Raw genomic sequence first — 15,274 nt, forward strand, 5'->3', positions numbered from 1 at the left:
GGATTCATCTCCGTGCCAAATATCGCGCGGATGAAATCGGGATGCGCGCGCGTCTCGATTTTGATTACGTCGGCCCCGTATTCGGCGAACAACCGGCCTGCTTCGACGCCGACGCCACCGATTCCGAAATCCAGCACGCGCAGCCCGGCGAATGGAGGTCGGCGTCGCGCAGAGTTCTCGGCTGGCGTTGCCTTCGCGATGGGCGCGAGGGTGTCGCCATTGTTCTCGCCGACCGCGGGCGCGCGACCGGTGAAGCCGAGGCGGCGTCCGTCGAGAATGAAGAAACCATCGGCGGCTCGGCCGTTCACTCCATCCATCACTTCGGCGGCGCGGAACGTTTTACGATCCGCGAAATGATCTGCGGCGAGCACTTCGCCGGGACTCAGCACCGGCGTCATCGCGAGGCCCCGGCGCTGGGCCTCGTGCGCCAGCTCGAGCTTGCTCTTGTCTTTGAAGAAATCCGCGAACATCGGATCGAGAATGTCCGTCTGGATCGACATTCGCCCGAGCAGATGGTCGAAGTGCTCGGCTTGCAGGACGTGCGGCTCGCCAAGCCACGCACGCATCGCCCGCCACTGCCGACGATTCAGAATGATCAGGCGGACGTAGCCGTCGGCGCACGGGTACATCGTATAGATCGGCGCCGAGCCGCTACGAGTCTCGTAGTATGAACCGCCGCGCGCTTTCGTAGCGCTGAAATTGGGCAGTGCCCAATCCGAGGTTTGCGCCGCCGCCTCCATCACGGACACATCGAGATGCTGCCCGCGGCCGGTCTTCGCGCGATCCCACAACGCCGCGACCGTGGCGAACGCCGCAGTAGTGCCCGCTATGTCGCAGGCGATCGCGCCCGGCGGCAACAACGGCGGCTTGCCCGGCACGCCCGACCGAAAAAGCAATCCCGACATGGCGACGAGGACTGCGTCGGTGGCGACGTAGTCGCGATACGGCCCGGTCAGCCCGAACGGCGTGATCGACGTGATGATGAGTGCGGGATGGCGCTCGAGTACGTCGCGACGGTTGAGATCGTCGGAACGCCGCGACTCGATCCACACCTCAGCCGCGTCCAGCAGACCGTCGAGTCGCCGCCGCCCTTCACCAGAATCCAGGTCGAGCGCGATGCTCCTCTTGCCGAGATTGCGCACCACGAAATACAAACTGGTGTCGCCGTGAAACGGTGCGATGCGGCGCGACGCTGCGCCCCCGGGCGGCTCGACACGGATGACTTCTGCGCCGAGGTCGGCGAGCAGCCGGCCGCACAGCTCGCCGTTCTCGTCCGCCTGATCGATCACGCGGATGCCAGCCAGCGGACGCTCCGAATCCAGGGCCATTTGAACACCTCGCCCCCGAGTTTGCTCAGGGGTGATAGACGGAGTCTTCAGCCTTTACGGCACACGGCCTCGACGTTGTTACCGTCAGGATCGTACACAAACGCGCCGTAGTAATTCGGGTGGTACTGCGCTCGAATGCCGGGCTTTCCGTTGTCACGGCCGCCGGCCGCGAGCGCGGCCCGATAGAAGGCATCGACGAGGCTGCGATCCGCCGCGGAAAACGCTATGTGCGAGGGGCTGCCCGGCTGAGCTTTGCCGAACCAGAAGTCGGGGCCGGCCTCCGCGCCCATCCCGACCGCCTCGCCGAAATCCATGATCACCTTGTAGCCGAGCGGCGCCAGCGCTGCGACGAAAAATTGCTTGCTGCGGGCGACGTCCGAAACCGGAATGCCAATGTGATCGAGCATGGTGGAATCCCTCCAAAGACAGGAATTTTCTCTCCGATCTGTTGCCACGTGGCGCACGCAGAGTCCAGCGCGATCTGTGCGGTAGTAGGCGGCTCTGCTTAAGGCCACCGGAGCCCCGCACGCGTCCTATTCTATAGGGGCATAGCTGTACTGCGCTTGTGGAACAAAAATATTAAAGGGCTGATCGTGGTCGTTCGACAATAGCCACCTATAACCGATCGACGACTGCACCGCTCTACGCTCATACGGAATAATGTTTCCCCATAACCTTGGTTCACCATCCGGGCTGACGAGATATAGCTTAAAGGAAGACGCGGTCTTATTAGCGATGACTAAAAGGCCATCAGCTGCGCGAGTCGCAGAGCGTCCCACTGGCTGCGGCGCAATGCGTTTCGCTTGTGTATAGGCGAACTTGCCGATCTCAAGGCGACCCTCATAAATGTCACGCAGCAATGTGAAGGTTGGTGGATCGTAGATCATAAGACCGTTGAGGTCGTACATCGGCAAAATGCCATTCCAGCCTTTCGCGGGAAAAGATCCCGCCGCACCGACGAAATACCAGGTCGACGTTTCGGCGAAAAATTCCAGCACGTTAGTAGCAGCATAGGTGTCTCCCCATAGATGGTTTTGCAGCGCCCACTTGTAACGTAGTTCGACCAGATCTTGAAGGTGCTTGGGAATGCCTTCGAGCTGGATGGCATGAGCGAACTCGTGGACGCAGGCCTCCGAGTGTAGTGCAAAATAAGGGTCCTCGGGCAATCTGAGGAGATTTTCCTCGGGACATACAACCGTGACACCACTGATTCCCCGTTCTTTATCGAATTCCCTATCTCCATCGCGCTTTCCCTTGAGCCCAATAAACTCCGGCAGATCTGTAAGCATCTGCGTGCGGCCGACGACGTGCACTTCCACGCCGGCGGCGATTAGATTGGCGCGCACGTCTGGTATGTGACGCAACATTACATGGACTTCGCCGCAAGCGATCTGCATAGCAGCGTAGGCGACGACTCGATGCGCCCTAATCGAGATGCCGCCGCAATCGAGAGATTGTGTGTAAAATTCCGAAGGAGTCGGGAACTGCTCGAGATGCTTCTCGCGATCGGGTTGAAGCCGATTTCGATTGGTTTGAAGGAATCGGATTGTGAGATTAGCACAAATTGCCAGGGCGAGAACAAAAGCGAAAACTCTCCAATGCCCGACGCTGGATTGCATGATTGGCCTAGAACGATTCTAAGTTGACGCCGAGTTAATTCCAGAGCGCTGTGAAGTGGCCCGTGCAACCCAACCCCTGACCCCTTCCCGAGCGGGAAGGGGAACAAGAAGGAAAGGGTCCCTTCAAGCACCTGAAGGGGACCTTTTTACTCAGGCGGCTTTGCGCGCGCTTGGCGTCAACCGCACCGGCAGATGCTTCAGCCCGTTGATGAAGTTGGAGCGCAGGCGCTTGACCGGGCCGGTGCGTTCGACGGACGCGACCCGCTTCACGAGCTCCTCGAACAGGATGCTCATCTCCATCCGCGCCAAGCTCGCGCCGAGGCAGAAGTGCGGCCCACCGCCGCCGAACGCAACGTGCTGGTTTGGCGTGCGCGTGATGTCGAAGGTGAAGGGATTGGGGAAAATATCCTCGTCGCGATTGGCCGAGATGTACCAGATGCTGACCTTGTCACCCGCCTTGAATTTTTGCCCGCGCATCTCGGTATCGCGAGTGACGTTGCGACGAAAGTACATCACCGGCGACGCCCAGCGCAGGATTTCCTCGGTGGCGGACGGCACCAGCGCCGGATTGTCTGCGAGCATCGCGAACTGCTCGGGATGCTCGATCAGGGCATGCATTCCGTGCGACATCGCGTTGCGCGTCGTCTCGTTGCCGGCAACCGCCAGCAGCAGGAAGAACACGTTGAAGTCCATCTCCGAGAGTTTGTCGCCGTCGAGATCCGCTTTGAGCAGTGCGGTGACGATATCGTCGCGCGGTTCCTCGAGGCGCTTCTTCGCCAGCTCGTTGGAGTACATGTACATCTCGATCGCCGCCTGCTGAACCTTCTCCTGGCTGACCGCGTATTCGGGATCCTTGCTGCCGATCATGCGGTTGCTCCATTCGAAGAGCTTGTGCCGATCTTCGTACGGCACACCGAGCATCTCCGCGATCACCTGCAGCGGAAGCTCGGCGGCGACGTCGGTTACGAAATCACAGTCGCGCTTCTCGAGCGCCGGCTCGAGAATCTTCGTCACCATCTCGCGGATGTGAGTGCTGAGCGCGTTGATCATGCGCGGCGTGAATCCGCGATTCACCAGCGAGCGGTAACGGGTGTGGTCGGGCGCGTCCATCGTGAGCATCATGCGGCCCTGCGCGGAGATGTCGGCCGCCGCCTCAACGTCCTCGAGCGCGACCACCCCGCCGCGCGACTGTTCGGACGAGTACGTGACGCCATCGCGGCCCACTTCGACCACGTCGTCGTAACGCGTGATCACCCAAAAACCCGGACCGCCGGGCTCGGGATGTCTGAAGATGGGCGCTTCGTGCCGCAGCCAAGTGAACCACTCGTGTGGAACCTTATCCTCGAAAATTAACGGGTCGAGCAGATTGATCTCGCCAGCTTCCACGACGGTTCCTCCTGAAATCAAATAGCCGGAAATGGCATTCCACCTTACCAAGAGTCCTGCTGAGTCCGTCAATGGCGAGCGGTCGCGTGTAGCACACCTGCAACGGATTCACTGCATTTCGTCATTCCCATTCCGCCGCTAAGTAATCTAACATCACAGTCGGACTCGCGTTTCGAGGTCTGGAGGTTCTGATGGATTCAGCGGATGCGAAAATTGCAGGTGGAGGCGCCGCCACCGCAGCGCACACTTCCGAGCCATTGACCCTTAAGACCAAGCTGCTCTACGGCGCTCCGAGTTTCGCCGGCGCTGGCATGATCATTCCGATCTTTATCCACATGCCGAAGTTCTATGCCGACGTGGTGCTGGTGCCGCTCGGATACCTCGCGATGGCAATCGCGATCGCGCGCTCGCTCGATGCGCTCAGCGATCCGCTGATGGGCTGGATTTCCGATCATACGCACACGCGCCTCGGCAGACGTCGTCCTTATATGTTGATCGGCGCTCCGCTCTGCGGCATCGCGTTTTTCTGCTTGCTGAATCCGCCAGAGGCGCTTAAAGGAAAGGACGCCGCGATCTGGTTCGGCATCACGTTCATCCTTTATTTCATCTTTCACACCTCCTACGTTCTGCCGCACTATGCGCTCGGGGCTGAGCTGACGCAGAACTACAACGACCGCTCGACGCTGTTCGCGTGGCGCGAGTCGTTCACAATTCTCGGCACGATCGTCGCAGCCGGGGCGCCGGCCATAATGATGAAGACCATGCATCTGAACGATCGTCAGATGTTCTTCAGGCTCGGTATTTTCTTCGGCGTCGTGCTGACTCTCCTGTACTGGCTGCTGGTGCTGACGGTGAAGGAGCGGCCGGACTTCGTTTCACGCAAATCGAATCCGCTGGTGCCCGGCGTGCGACGCGCACTGCGCAACCGCCCTTTCGGCATTCTGCTCAGCAGCTACGCAGTCGGGAGCATCGCGGGCGCGATTCCGGCCACTATGATGCCGTTCTTCACCCAATATGTAATCCATCCTCCTGATCCCAACGTGTGGGTCTCCAAGCTGCTGGTAGGTTATTTCGGATTCGGATTTCTCTCGCTGCCGATGTGGGTTTGGTTTGCTCGACGAGTCGGGAAGCTCAACGCGTGGCTCACGAGCTTCTTTTTGGGCATCACCGGCGGTGCTGCGATGTTCTTGCTGCGGCCCGGCGATATCCGGTGGCTAATGGTGCTGATTTGCTGGGCCGGGATTGGATTCGGTGCCGGCCTGTTTCTCACGCCGTCGATGCAGGCCGACGTGATCGACTACGATGAGCTGTACACGGGGAAGCGGCGCGAAGCGCAGTACACAGCGTTCTGGTCGATGCTGCCGAAGTTTATCGCGATTCCCAGTGCCGCGATTCCGATCGCGATTCTGGCCTCGCTCGGCTACGTCCCCAACGCCGTGCAATCGCCGCACGTGGTCTTTGCGTTACGTGCGATTTTCGCGCTCACCCCCGCGACTTGTTCGGCCCTCTCGTTCCTGATCGCGCGTCACTTCCCGATCACGCAAGCGATCCATACCGCGATCCTCGATGGAATCGATCGCCACGCGCAGGGCGAACCTGCGCTCGATCCGCTGACAAACATGATGGTGCCGCCGCCGAAGCCCGGCCCTGACGAGGATACCGGCTGGTTCCTCGATTACTTTTCCAGTGGCGAGCTGAAGCGCTACCTGGCCAGAGGCGGCTCACAGCCCGTGCGCGACGTAATGACGATGGCGGCAATATCAATCTGCGTATCGATCGCATCGGTCATCTACGTGCTGAATCGTGTTCACTCGCTCAGCACCGATCCGGGCGCGATGACTTCAGTGATAGTGGTAGCCGCCGGACTGGCCCTCGCGATCTTTGCTTTCCATCTCATGCGTCTGGGACCTGCCCGCCGCCTCGCCGCAGGTGATGTGCCGGCCGACGTCGTCCGCGCTCACCTGGGCCAAGTAATAGAAGCTGTCCACGAAGGAACCCCGGAGCGCGCAGTCGGGTGACGTTCCTGCCCCTGCTAACGTGGCGAAGGACGTTGGCAACCTAACCCCTTCCCGAGCGGGAAGGGGAACCGGACGCGCGTTATGTGCGTTGCGCTCATCGAGATGACACAACTCCGAGTACTGGACGCGCGTTATAACTGGACGCGCTTGATACGCGCTCAGCCAGACGACTACTCCTAGAAAGTTAGCGGCAGGGACTGAAGGCCGCGCAGGCTCATCGCGGGGCGCCACTTCGGATTGGGGTCCGCCAGAGCCAGCTTGGGCATCCGGCGGAGAATCGTCTCGAACGCGATGCGCCCTTCGACCTTGGCCAGCACTTCGCCGATGCATCGATGCGGTCCGGCGGCGAAAGACAGGTGATGATTCTCGGTGCGCGCGATGTCGAGCTGGTCGGGATCGGCAAAGCGCAGCGGGTCGCGATTGGCGGCGCCGAGGAACACGACGACGTGATCGCCGCGCGGAATCGTGCGGCCACTGAGTTCGATATCTTCGCTCGCGGTGCGAAACGTCACCTGCACCGGGCTGTCGAAGCGCAGGAACTCGTCGAGCGCGGATTCTATCAGCGACGGATCCGAGCGCAGCCGCGCGAGCGCGTCGGGGTTGCGGAACAGCGCGAGCATCCCATTGCCGATCATGTTCATCGTGGTTTCGTGGCCGGCGAGCAGGGTGAACATCGCGCTGAAGACCAGTTCCTCCTCGGTCTGCAAGTCGCCGCGGCCTTCGGCGGCCACCATGATGCTGATCAGGTCTTCGCGCGGATGCTTGCGGCGGTCGGCGGCCAGGTCCGAGAAGTAGCGCTGCACGTCTGCGATCGCCTGGCGCACCTCGACGCCCGGATCGTTCGCACTGATAACGGGATCGAGCGGCACGCCCAGCGTGCGCATCCAGTCGCGAAACATCGGTTTGTCGGCATCGTCGGCGCCCATCACCTCGGCAAGAACGTCGATAGGAAATGGAAACGCGACGTCCTTGATCAAATCCATCGAGCCGCGCGCCTCGACCGCGTCGAGCAGGTAATCGACGATGTGTTGAATCCGGGGCTCCAATCCATTGACGACCGCCGGCGAAAAAAAAGTCGTCATCAGCCGGCGGAGGCGGGTGTGATCGGGAGGATTGCGAAAAACGATCGCATGCTGGAGCGCCTCGCGCATCGACTTGAGGCCGTCATCAGGCGGGAAGGCGTCGAGCGCGTTGAGATCGAATGCGAGGAAGCGCTTGTCGCGTAAAACCTCGAGACAGTTGTCGTAGCGCGTAGAAATCCAGAACCCAATCGGCGTGCGCAGCAGGGGATAGCGCGTGCGCAGGAACTTGTAGAGCGGATAAGGATTCGCCGAAAAGAGCCGGCCATACATCCGGCTGGCGACCCGGCTAACGCGGGCAAAGGTGGTCGACGATGATGGCATCGATTACGCGCCCTGCAGTATATTTGCCCGCGCTTCTGATTGAAACTGCGGTAGATTTGAGGAATGACTACACCACGCCACTAAGAGGCGTTGAAGGCGTTTTCCTTCGAAGTTTGATACAGCTTGCCTCCATCCACTCGAGGAGATCAGAAATGTCAGTGAAGATCGAAGGTACTTGCGAGGCGCGGTTCAAGAAGGTTCGGGAGATTTTTGCGGATAGCTTTGAGAATGGGATTGAAGTTGGGGCGGCGGTTGCTGCGGTGGTCGATGGGAAGACGGCTTTTGATCTTTGGGGCGGTTATGCCGATAAGGCCAAGTCCAAGCCCTGGACGCGCGATACGCTCGTCAATGTTTGGTCGACTACCAAGGGGATCACGTCGATTTGCGCGCATCGGCTGGTCGATCAGGGGAAGCTTGACCTTGACGCTCCCGTGGCTGAGTACTGGCCCGAGTTTGCGCAGGGCGGGAAGGACAAGATTCCGGTAAATCTTCTGTTGAGTCATCGCGCGGGACTGCCGGCCGTCAGAAAGCAGTTGCCGACGGACGCTTATACGAACTGGCCCGTGATGTGCTCGGCGCTTGCGGCGCAAGAGCCGTGGTGGGAGCCGGGCACGAAGCACGGTTATCATGCGATCACGTTCGGATACCTGGTCGGCGAGGTGATCCGGCGGATCACGGGCAAGACACCGGGCACTTATCTGCGCGAGGAAATCGCGGGGCCGCTCAAGCTCGATGTTCATATCGGTGTGGATGCGAGTTTCGATCCGCGAATCGCCGAGCTGATTGGCGCGCCGCCGCCACCGCCGGGCAAACCCGATCAAATCGCGACGATGAGCGTCGATCCGGAGTCGATGACCTACAAGGCGATCGCGAATCCGGTGCCGGTCGTCGATCCCGCGTTGACCAACAGCCGGGCGTGGCGCGGGGCCGAGGTTCCTGCCGCCAATGGACATGCGACGGCGGGCGCGCTCGCGACACTATATGGCGCGCTCGCGACCGGGGGCGAACTAAATAGTTATCGCGTGCTGACGCCGGCGAGTATCAAGCGGGCGCATACCGAGCAGGCCAACGGACCGGATCTGATTCTAGGCGTCACGTCGCGATGGGGGCTGGGGTTTGCGCTCAATCAGCCGAATGCGCCAGTCGGACCGAATCCACGCACGTTTGGGCATCCGGGGGCGGGCGGCTCGATTGGATTTGCCGATCCGGATGCGCGCGTCGGGTTTGGATACACGATGAATCAGATGGGTTCGGACGCGCTGATCGACGGGCGGGCATCAGCGCTGTTCAACGCGATGTTCGCGGCGTTGTAGGGAAGGGTAAATGTTAAGAGGTTGAGGCGGGGGGCAGATAAAACGATGCCGCCCGTCTTCCTTCGGCGAGCGGCCGTTTTGTCCCTCTTACTTGAAGATCAGACGCCGACCGACTTGTATAGCGCGCACCGCAACTTGAAAAAGTGCGCCATCGAGGTCAGGTAACGGACCCGCAACGCCGCCGCCAACTTGCTCTTGGTCAGATCGAGGCCATGGGCCGGTCCGATCTGTTCATAGGCGTCCTTGATGCTGTTGAATAGAACATCCGAAGAGCCCGGCTCGAGATGCGTGATGCTGCCGATCTTTCTGATCCAGTCCGGGCTGTAGGCTGCGAGCGCTACCAGGCTGTCGGCAAACAGTTCGTCCTCTTCCACCAGGTGATTGGCGAACGCGCCCTCCATGAATGCGGTGTGGGCGGCCTTCTCACCGACCAACGAGCCGTAGATGAAATGGCCGAGTTCATGGCCGAGCGTCGCACCGACCGCGCCCGGATGATGTGCGGTGTTGACGAAGATAACGAACTTGCTCTTTTTGCCGAGATCGGCGCGGCAGTAAAATCCGCGCAGCGAGAGGCCGGCGCCGGTGGTATATGGCTCGGCGCGCAGTTCGAGTTCGCGCGGCCCGAACAATTTGCCTAGATGACCAAGCAATCGCGGACTGCCAAGATCGGACAGGCTGCCGTAGGTCGGGATGTGTTGCTTGATGTCTTTCTCGACGACCTGCGCCAATTCTTTAAGCAAAGGCTTCTGCGGAAGCGCGGGCACGTTCAAGTAGTCGGTTGAGAGAATCCGCTTCAGGTCGGCGAGCTGGGTGAGGACTCGAGTGCCGAGCGAGCCGAACGGGACTTTGATTTCGCCGAGCAGCTTGGAGACCAGGCGATCGACTTCGCGGGTTGCCAGGGCGTCCGGTTCCCGCGGCGCGATTCGCTTCGCCATCGCAGGCGATGAGGTCATAGCTGCGCTCATAAAACTTCTATTGAGCCAAAATGCCGACCTGACAGGCAGGGTCGGCGCTTTATCTTAAGTGACTCGCGATGCTTTTCAATACCCATCTACGCCAGGCTATTTGAGCAAATCAGGTGCCATACCACCAGTAGTTAATACTGTGCCGTGACCCACCAGCAATAGTGTGGAACGTTTCGTTACGGGGCACTTCTGCAACGCTTCCAGAGCATTTTTGAACCAACGCAGACGCCGCAGGACCAGCCAGAGGGTCTCTAAATCCCGGCGGCTTACACCTCCATTGGTGCGCATTCGCTGGCCCGACCTGCACCTCGATGTTGCCGGGGTCCAATCCGGCGCCATCGAGATGATTGGATCCTCTCCCTCACGGCAAGATCCGAATCGCGCCTTGACGTGCAATCCTCAAATACCAACTCGCGGTGTGACCTGTTGAGTTTTGTTGCGCAATCTTGCGGTCCCCGACGCTACCACGGGCGTTATTGTTCAATTTTATCTACAATGTGTCAAGACTTCAGCTACGAACAGTAGGACGGCATTGATGCCGCTTTGACGCATCAGAACCGCCGAACCCTCGTTGATTTTGCAAAGATAGACGCGACAAGGCAGGCGCTTGCCGAAAAGGTAGGCAGTTATTCAGGCCGTCTGAGCGATCGCTCGACGAAGTCCAGGCGATCCTTGCCCCAGAACATTTCGTTGCCGACAAAAAATGTGGGTGCGCCGAAGACACCACGTGCAATCGCGGTCTCGGTTAGAGCTGCGAGGGCGTCGCGCGCCGGCTGCGCATCGGCGATTTGCATGAGGGCTGCGCCGTCGAAGCCGGCGCTCGAGGCAACCGACGCGAGCACGTCGCGGTCGCCGATATCTTCGTCGCGTTCCCAGTATGCGCGCATGATGGCCTGCGAGATCGTGCGCTGCGCGTGCTCGCGCGACACGCCGCCATCATCGGGCAGCGTCGCACTGCCCGCGGCCAGTGCTGCACGCAGTGCGGACGCGGTCTTGATTGGAAAGCGGCGGGGTCTTTTGAAAGGCAATCCCGTCAGTTCCGCATAGCGGGCGTGATCGCGCCACAGGTAGCGCGCTTTTCGGGGCGTCATCGCCATCACGTCGAAACCTGTACCGCGGAAGAGGGCGGCGAAGTGCGTCGGCATCCAGTTCACGCGCGCGTCGTTGCGGGCGCAAATTTCAGGCAACAGGAACACAGCGAAGTAGCTATTGGTGCTGGAGAAATCGAAATAGAAGTCGACGGAGCGCATTTTTCAAACCGTCCCGATAGTAGCGCGAAGCCAACCTCACCCCTAACCCCTCTCCCTTTCTGGAGAGGGGAACCGGACGGTGTATTCGCAACGGTTGCCACTGTCATCGCGGCTTGCCATTAGTGTCACGGTCAAAATGCCGAAGTCCAGATTTTCAACTCTGCCAGGCGTGCCGTACCCGCTGGGCGCCACGCCCGACAGCGAAGGGGTGAACTTTTCGATATTTTCGGAACACGCGACGGCCGCGACGCTGTGCCTGTATGGCGGCGCGTCTGGTAATGACGAAGTCGCGCGCCTACCGCTGGCCGAGCGCACCGAGCACATCTGGCACGGGTATGTGCCTGGGGTTCGCGCCGGTCAGCGTTATGGGTATCGCATGAGCGGGCCGTACGATCCCAAAACGGGGCATCGCTTCAACGCCGCCAAGTTGCTGCTCGATCCGTACGCGCGCGCGCTCGACCGGATTCCCCGATGGAACGATTCGATGATGGGTTACCGCTCGATCACGGTCGGAACCGCGCCGCGACTAGATCTGCGCGACAGCGCGCCCGCGATGCCCAAATGCGTGGTGGTCGATTCGGCTTACGATTGGGAGGGTGATCGCAAGCCGGCAATTCCGTGGGGGGATCTCGTCATCTACGAGGCGCACGTTAAGGGCATGACCGCGATGCATCCCGAAGTGGCACGCAGGACCCGCGGCAAATATGCCGCGCTCGCGTCGCCGGCGGTGATCAAACATTTGACCTCGCTTGGCGTGAACGCCATCGAATTGATGCCGGTGCACCAGACAACTCCGGAACATCGCCTGGGAAAACTCGGGCTGTCTAACTATTGGGGATACAACTCGATCGGCTTTTTCGCGCCGGATATCCGGTTCGCCTCCGTCGCCGCGCCGGGCAGCGGGGTTTCCGAATTCAAAACGATGGTGAAGGCGTTTCATCGCGCGGGAATCGAGGTGATCCTGGACGTCGTTTACAACCATACAGGCGAGGGAGACGAGAACGGACCGACGATTTGTTTTCGCGGAATCGACAATGCCAACTACTACCGGCTGCGCAAGGACGGCAGCGGCCGAGCCGAGGATTTCACCGGCACCGGCAATTCGCTCGACACGACGCACTGGCGGGTTCTCCAGATGGTGATGGACAGCCTGCGCTACTGGATAGTCGAAATGCACGTGGACGGCTTCCGTTTCGACCTGGCGACGACGCTGGCGCGCGGGGCGCGGGGAGAGTTCGCGGACAGCCCGTTTTTCGCCGCGATTGCGCAGGATCCGGTGATATCGACGGTCAAGCTGATCGCAGAACCGTGGGACGTCGGCGAGGGCGGCTATCGGGTGGGGAATTTTTCGGTCTATTGGAAAGAATGGAACGACCGATACCGCGACGGGATGCGCGATTTCTGGCGCGGCGCGAACGATTCGATGGGCGAGTTTGCCTCGCGTGTCACCGGCAGCTCGGATCTATATCGCGCCGGCGGCCGCGCACCGCTCGCGAGCATCAACTTTGTCACGTCGCACGACGGCTTCACGCTCGCCGACCTGGTCTCGTACAACGATAAACACAATGAGGCCAACGGCGAAAATAACCGCGACGGTATCAGCCAGAATCGATCGTGGAATTGCGGCGTCGAAGGGCCGACCGAGGATCCCGCAATTCGAGCGCTGCGTTCGCAGCAGCAGCGCAACTTCCTGGCGACGCTGATCCTGTCGCAGGGCGTGCCGATGATCCTTGCGGGCGACGAGCTGGGACGTACCCAGCGCGGCAACAACAACGCCTACTGCCAGGACAATCAAATTTCATGGATCGATTGGCAAAGCGCCGATGCGGCGCTGATTGAGTTCACGCGGCGACTGGTCGAGCTCCGCCGCGAACATCCGATTTTCCGGCGACGGGGATGGTTCACCGGGACTCCGGCGAAGGCGGGCCGACTAAAAGATCTCGAATGGTTCCGGCCGGACGGAGCCGAAATGATTGCGAGCGACTGGGGCGTAGGATACGCGAAAACGCTCGGCGCGTTTCTGAACGGGAACGCGATGACGGAACTCAATCGCGCCGGCGCGCAAATTACCGACGACAGCTTCTTCCTGATGTTCAACTCATACGGCGAGCCGATGGAATTCAAGCTGCCGCCGAAAAAATGGGGACGGAAATGGGTGATCGTCCTCGACACAGCGGACGCGAAGTCGTCGCCACAGGGCGCCAAGTCGTATTCATTCGAAGAGCGGGTTTACGTCGCAGGCCACGCGATGGTCGTGCTCAGGCGCATCGGGTGACGCGAGCCGATTGTTGAATCGCGGGGTCTGGCGCGGTCTATACTGCAAGAAAGGGCATCTCTTCCAGGCTGGAGATTTTTGCGATGATCGACTTTCGAACCGAGCCGTCCGCGTATCGGCATTGGCGTTTGAATTTCGCCGGGCCGGTCGCGACGCTTGCGATGGACGTGGACGAAAACGGCGGCCTCGCGCCGGGCTACGAGCTGAAGCTTAATTCCTACGACCTGGGCGTCGATATCGAGCTCAACGACGCCGTGAATCGGATGCGCTTCGAACATCCTGAAGTGAAATGCGTGATCGTCACGTCGGGCAAGGAGCGAGTGTTCTGCGCGGGTGCGAATATCAGGATGCTCGGCCTGTCGAGTCATCCATTCAAAGTGAATTTCTGCAAATTTACGAATGAGACGCGCAATGCGATCGAAGATGCGACGCTGAACTCGGAACAGTACTACATGACGGCGATAGGTGGGGCGTGCGCGGGCGGCGGCTACGAACTCGCGCTGGCGACCGACTATATAATGATGGCGGACGATGGCTCGACCAGCGTTTCGCTGCCGGAGGTCGCGTTGCTCGGCGTGCTGCCGGGCACCGGCGGGCTCACCCGGCTGGTCGATAAGCGTCGCGTCAGGCGCGACCGCGCGGATTTTTTCTGCACGACGGAGGAAGGGGTCAGGGGCAAGCGCGCCGAGGAATGGCAGCTGGTGGACGAAGTCGTGCCCCGCTCGCGCCTAATCGAGGCGGCGTCGCAAAGAGCGCTCGAGTTTGTGGCGCGTGCAAGTGGATCTGCAAATCCGCGCGGCATATCGCTCCCTCCGCTCTCTCGCGACATCGAAGACCGACGGGTGAAGTACGCGCATCTGACGATCGACATCGATCGCGACAATTCCACCGCGTCGTTTACGATCGAGGGACCGAAGAATTCGGCGCCGCGCAACGTCGAAGAGGCTCACTCGATCGGCGCGGATTTCTGGCCGTTGGCGCTAGCGCGCGAACTCGAAGACGCGATTCTGCATCTGCGCTTCAACGAGGAAACTGTCCGCACATGGATCTTTCGCACGCGGGGCGACTCGACGCTGGTGAAGTCGTACGACGCGTTCCTCGCCGCGAACGCCGACGACTGGCTGATGCGTGAAATTCGTCTCTACCTGAAGCGCACACTGAAACGGCTCGACGTCAGCTCGCGATCGATCTTTGCGTTTATCGAGCCGGGGTCGTGTTTCTGCGGAATCCTGTTGGAGCTCGCACTGGCGTCGGACCGTACGTACATGCTGCGCGGATTGGGGGAAGGTGACGAGTCGATGCCGGCGAGTGTCAGCCTGACAGAAATGAACTTCGGGGCGATGCCGATGTGCAACGGCTTGACCCGGCTGGAGAGCAGATTTCAGGGCGAACCCGAGCGGGTCGAGGAGTTGCGCGGAAAGATCGGCAACCTGATCGAAGCGTCGCAGGCGGATGGATTGGGCCTGGTGACTTTCACGCCGGACGAGATCGATTGGGACGACGAGGTCCGCCTCGCGCTCGAGGAACGCGCGGCCTTCTCGTCGGACGCGTTGACCGGGATGGAAGCGTCGTTGCGATTCGGCGGGCCGGAGACGCTCGAGTCGAAAATATTTGCGCGTTTGTCGGCGTGGCAGAACTGGATCTTCCAGCGGCCGAACGCGGTCGGAGAAAAAGGCGCGCTGAAACTTTACGGCAGCGGAGCGCGGCCGGAATTCGA

Annotated in this window: 11 protein-coding genes; 4 read left to right on the top strand and 7 right to left on the bottom strand. The window is 60.6% G+C overall.

Annotation, left to right across the window (positions count from 1 at the left end):
• From VIW95_RS09010 to VIW95_RS09025, 4 genes are all read right to left on the bottom strand, one after another.
• A partial coding sequence (locus VIW95_RS09010) for a CoA transferase (protein ID WP_331585561.1) occupies positions 1 to 1,328 on the bottom strand: 1,328 nt, incomplete at its 3' end.
• Between the two features lie 47 nt (positions 1,329 to 1,375).
• Complete coding sequence (locus VIW95_RS09015; RefSeq protein ID WP_331585563.1) at positions 1,376 to 1,735, bottom strand: VOC family protein; 360 nt, start codon at positions 1,733 to 1,735, stop codon at positions 1,376 to 1,378.
• Positions 1,736 to 1,861: 126 nt separating this feature from the next.
• The gene (locus VIW95_RS09020) at positions 1,862 to 2,947 is read right to left on the bottom strand and encodes a hypothetical protein (protein ID WP_331585565.1); all 1,086 of its coding nucleotides are present in this window, start codon (positions 2,945 to 2,947) and stop codon (positions 1,862 to 1,864) included.
• 150 nt (positions 2,948 to 3,097) lie between these two features.
• The gene (locus VIW95_RS09025) at positions 3,098 to 4,333 is read right to left on the bottom strand and encodes a cytochrome P450 (RefSeq protein WP_331585567.1); all 1,236 of its coding nucleotides are present in this window, start codon (positions 4,331 to 4,333) and stop codon (positions 3,098 to 3,100) included.
• Positions 4,334 to 4,524: 191 nt separating this feature from the next.
• On the opposite strand from VIW95_RS09025, the gene VIW95_RS09030 reads away from it, so the two are divergent.
• The gene (locus VIW95_RS09030; protein ID WP_331585569.1) at positions 4,525 to 6,351 is read left to right on the top strand and encodes an MFS transporter; all 1,827 of its coding nucleotides are present in this window, start codon (positions 4,525 to 4,527) and stop codon (positions 6,349 to 6,351) included.
• 176 nt (positions 6,352 to 6,527) lie between these two features.
• Here the strand turns inward: VIW95_RS09030 and VIW95_RS09035 are convergent, their stop codons facing one another.
• Complete coding sequence (locus tag VIW95_RS09035; RefSeq protein WP_331585571.1) at positions 6,528 to 7,754, bottom strand: cytochrome P450; 1,227 nt, start codon at positions 7,752 to 7,754, stop codon at positions 6,528 to 6,530.
• A gap of 152 nt (positions 7,755 to 7,906) precedes the next feature.
• Between VIW95_RS09035 and VIW95_RS09040 the strand changes: the two genes are divergently transcribed.
• A complete protein-coding gene (locus VIW95_RS09040) occupies positions 7,907 to 9,067 on the top strand; it encodes a serine hydrolase domain-containing protein (RefSeq protein WP_331585573.1) in 1,161 nt (386 codons plus the stop codon).
• A gap of 98 nt (positions 9,068 to 9,165) precedes the next feature.
• Here the strand turns inward: VIW95_RS09040 and VIW95_RS09045 are convergent, their stop codons facing one another.
• Positions 9,166 to 10,032: a hypothetical protein gene (locus VIW95_RS09045; protein WP_331585575.1), complete on the bottom strand. Its 867-nt coding sequence runs from the start codon at positions 10,030 to 10,032 to the stop codon at positions 9,166 to 9,168.
• Between the two features lie 626 nt (positions 10,033 to 10,658).
• Positions 10,659 to 11,282, bottom strand: a complete 624-nt coding sequence (locus tag VIW95_RS09050; RefSeq protein WP_331585577.1) for a 2-hydroxychromene-2-carboxylate isomerase — start codon at positions 11,280 to 11,282, stop codon at positions 10,659 to 10,661.
• A 136-nt stretch (positions 11,283 to 11,418) separates the two neighbouring features.
• On the opposite strand from VIW95_RS09050, the gene glgX reads away from it, so the two are divergent.
• Positions 11,419 to 13,557 (top strand): glycogen debranching protein GlgX, encoded by a 2,139-nt coding sequence (glgX, locus tag VIW95_RS09055; protein WP_331585579.1) that lies wholly within the window; start codon positions 11,419 to 11,421, stop codon positions 13,555 to 13,557.
• Positions 13,558 to 13,640: 83 nt separating this feature from the next.
• The coding region (gene boxC / locus VIW95_RS09060; RefSeq protein ID WP_331585581.1) for a 2,3-epoxybenzoyl-CoA dihydrolase at positions 13,641 to 15,274 on the top strand (1,634 nt) is incomplete at its 3' end.

The organism is Binatus sp. (SeqCode) (assembly GCF_036522015.1).
Lineage (GTDB): Bacteria > Desulfobacterota > Binatia > Binatales > Binataceae > Binatus.

Coding starts and splice junctions, on each gene's coding strand:
- VIW95_RS09020 (WP_331585565.1), bottom strand. CDS start 2,947: ATGCAATCCAGCGTCGGGCATTGGAGAGTTTTCGCTTTTGTTCTCGCC.
- VIW95_RS09045 (WP_331585575.1), bottom strand. CDS start 10,032: ATGAGCGCAGCTATGACCTCATCGCCTGCGATGGCGAAGCGAATCGCG.
- VIW95_RS09015 (WP_331585563.1), bottom strand. CDS start 1,735: ATGCTCGATCACATTGGCATTCCGGTTTCGGACGTCGCCCGCAGCAAG.
- VIW95_RS09030 (WP_331585569.1), top strand. CDS start 4,525: ATGGATTCAGCGGATGCGAAAATTGCAGGTGGAGGCGCCGCCACCGCA.
- glgX (WP_331585579.1), top strand. CDS start 11,419: ATGCCGAAGTCCAGATTTTCAACTCTGCCAGGCGTGCCGTACCCGCTG.
- VIW95_RS09040 (WP_331585573.1), top strand. CDS start 7,907: ATGTCAGTGAAGATCGAAGGTACTTGCGAGGCGCGGTTCAAGAAGGTT.
- VIW95_RS09050 (WP_331585577.1), bottom strand. CDS start 11,282: ATGCGCTCCGTCGACTTCTATTTCGATTTCTCCAGCACCAATAGCTAC.
- VIW95_RS09035 (WP_331585571.1), bottom strand. CDS start 7,754: ATGCCATCATCGTCGACCACCTTTGCCCGCGTTAGCCGGGTCGCCAGC.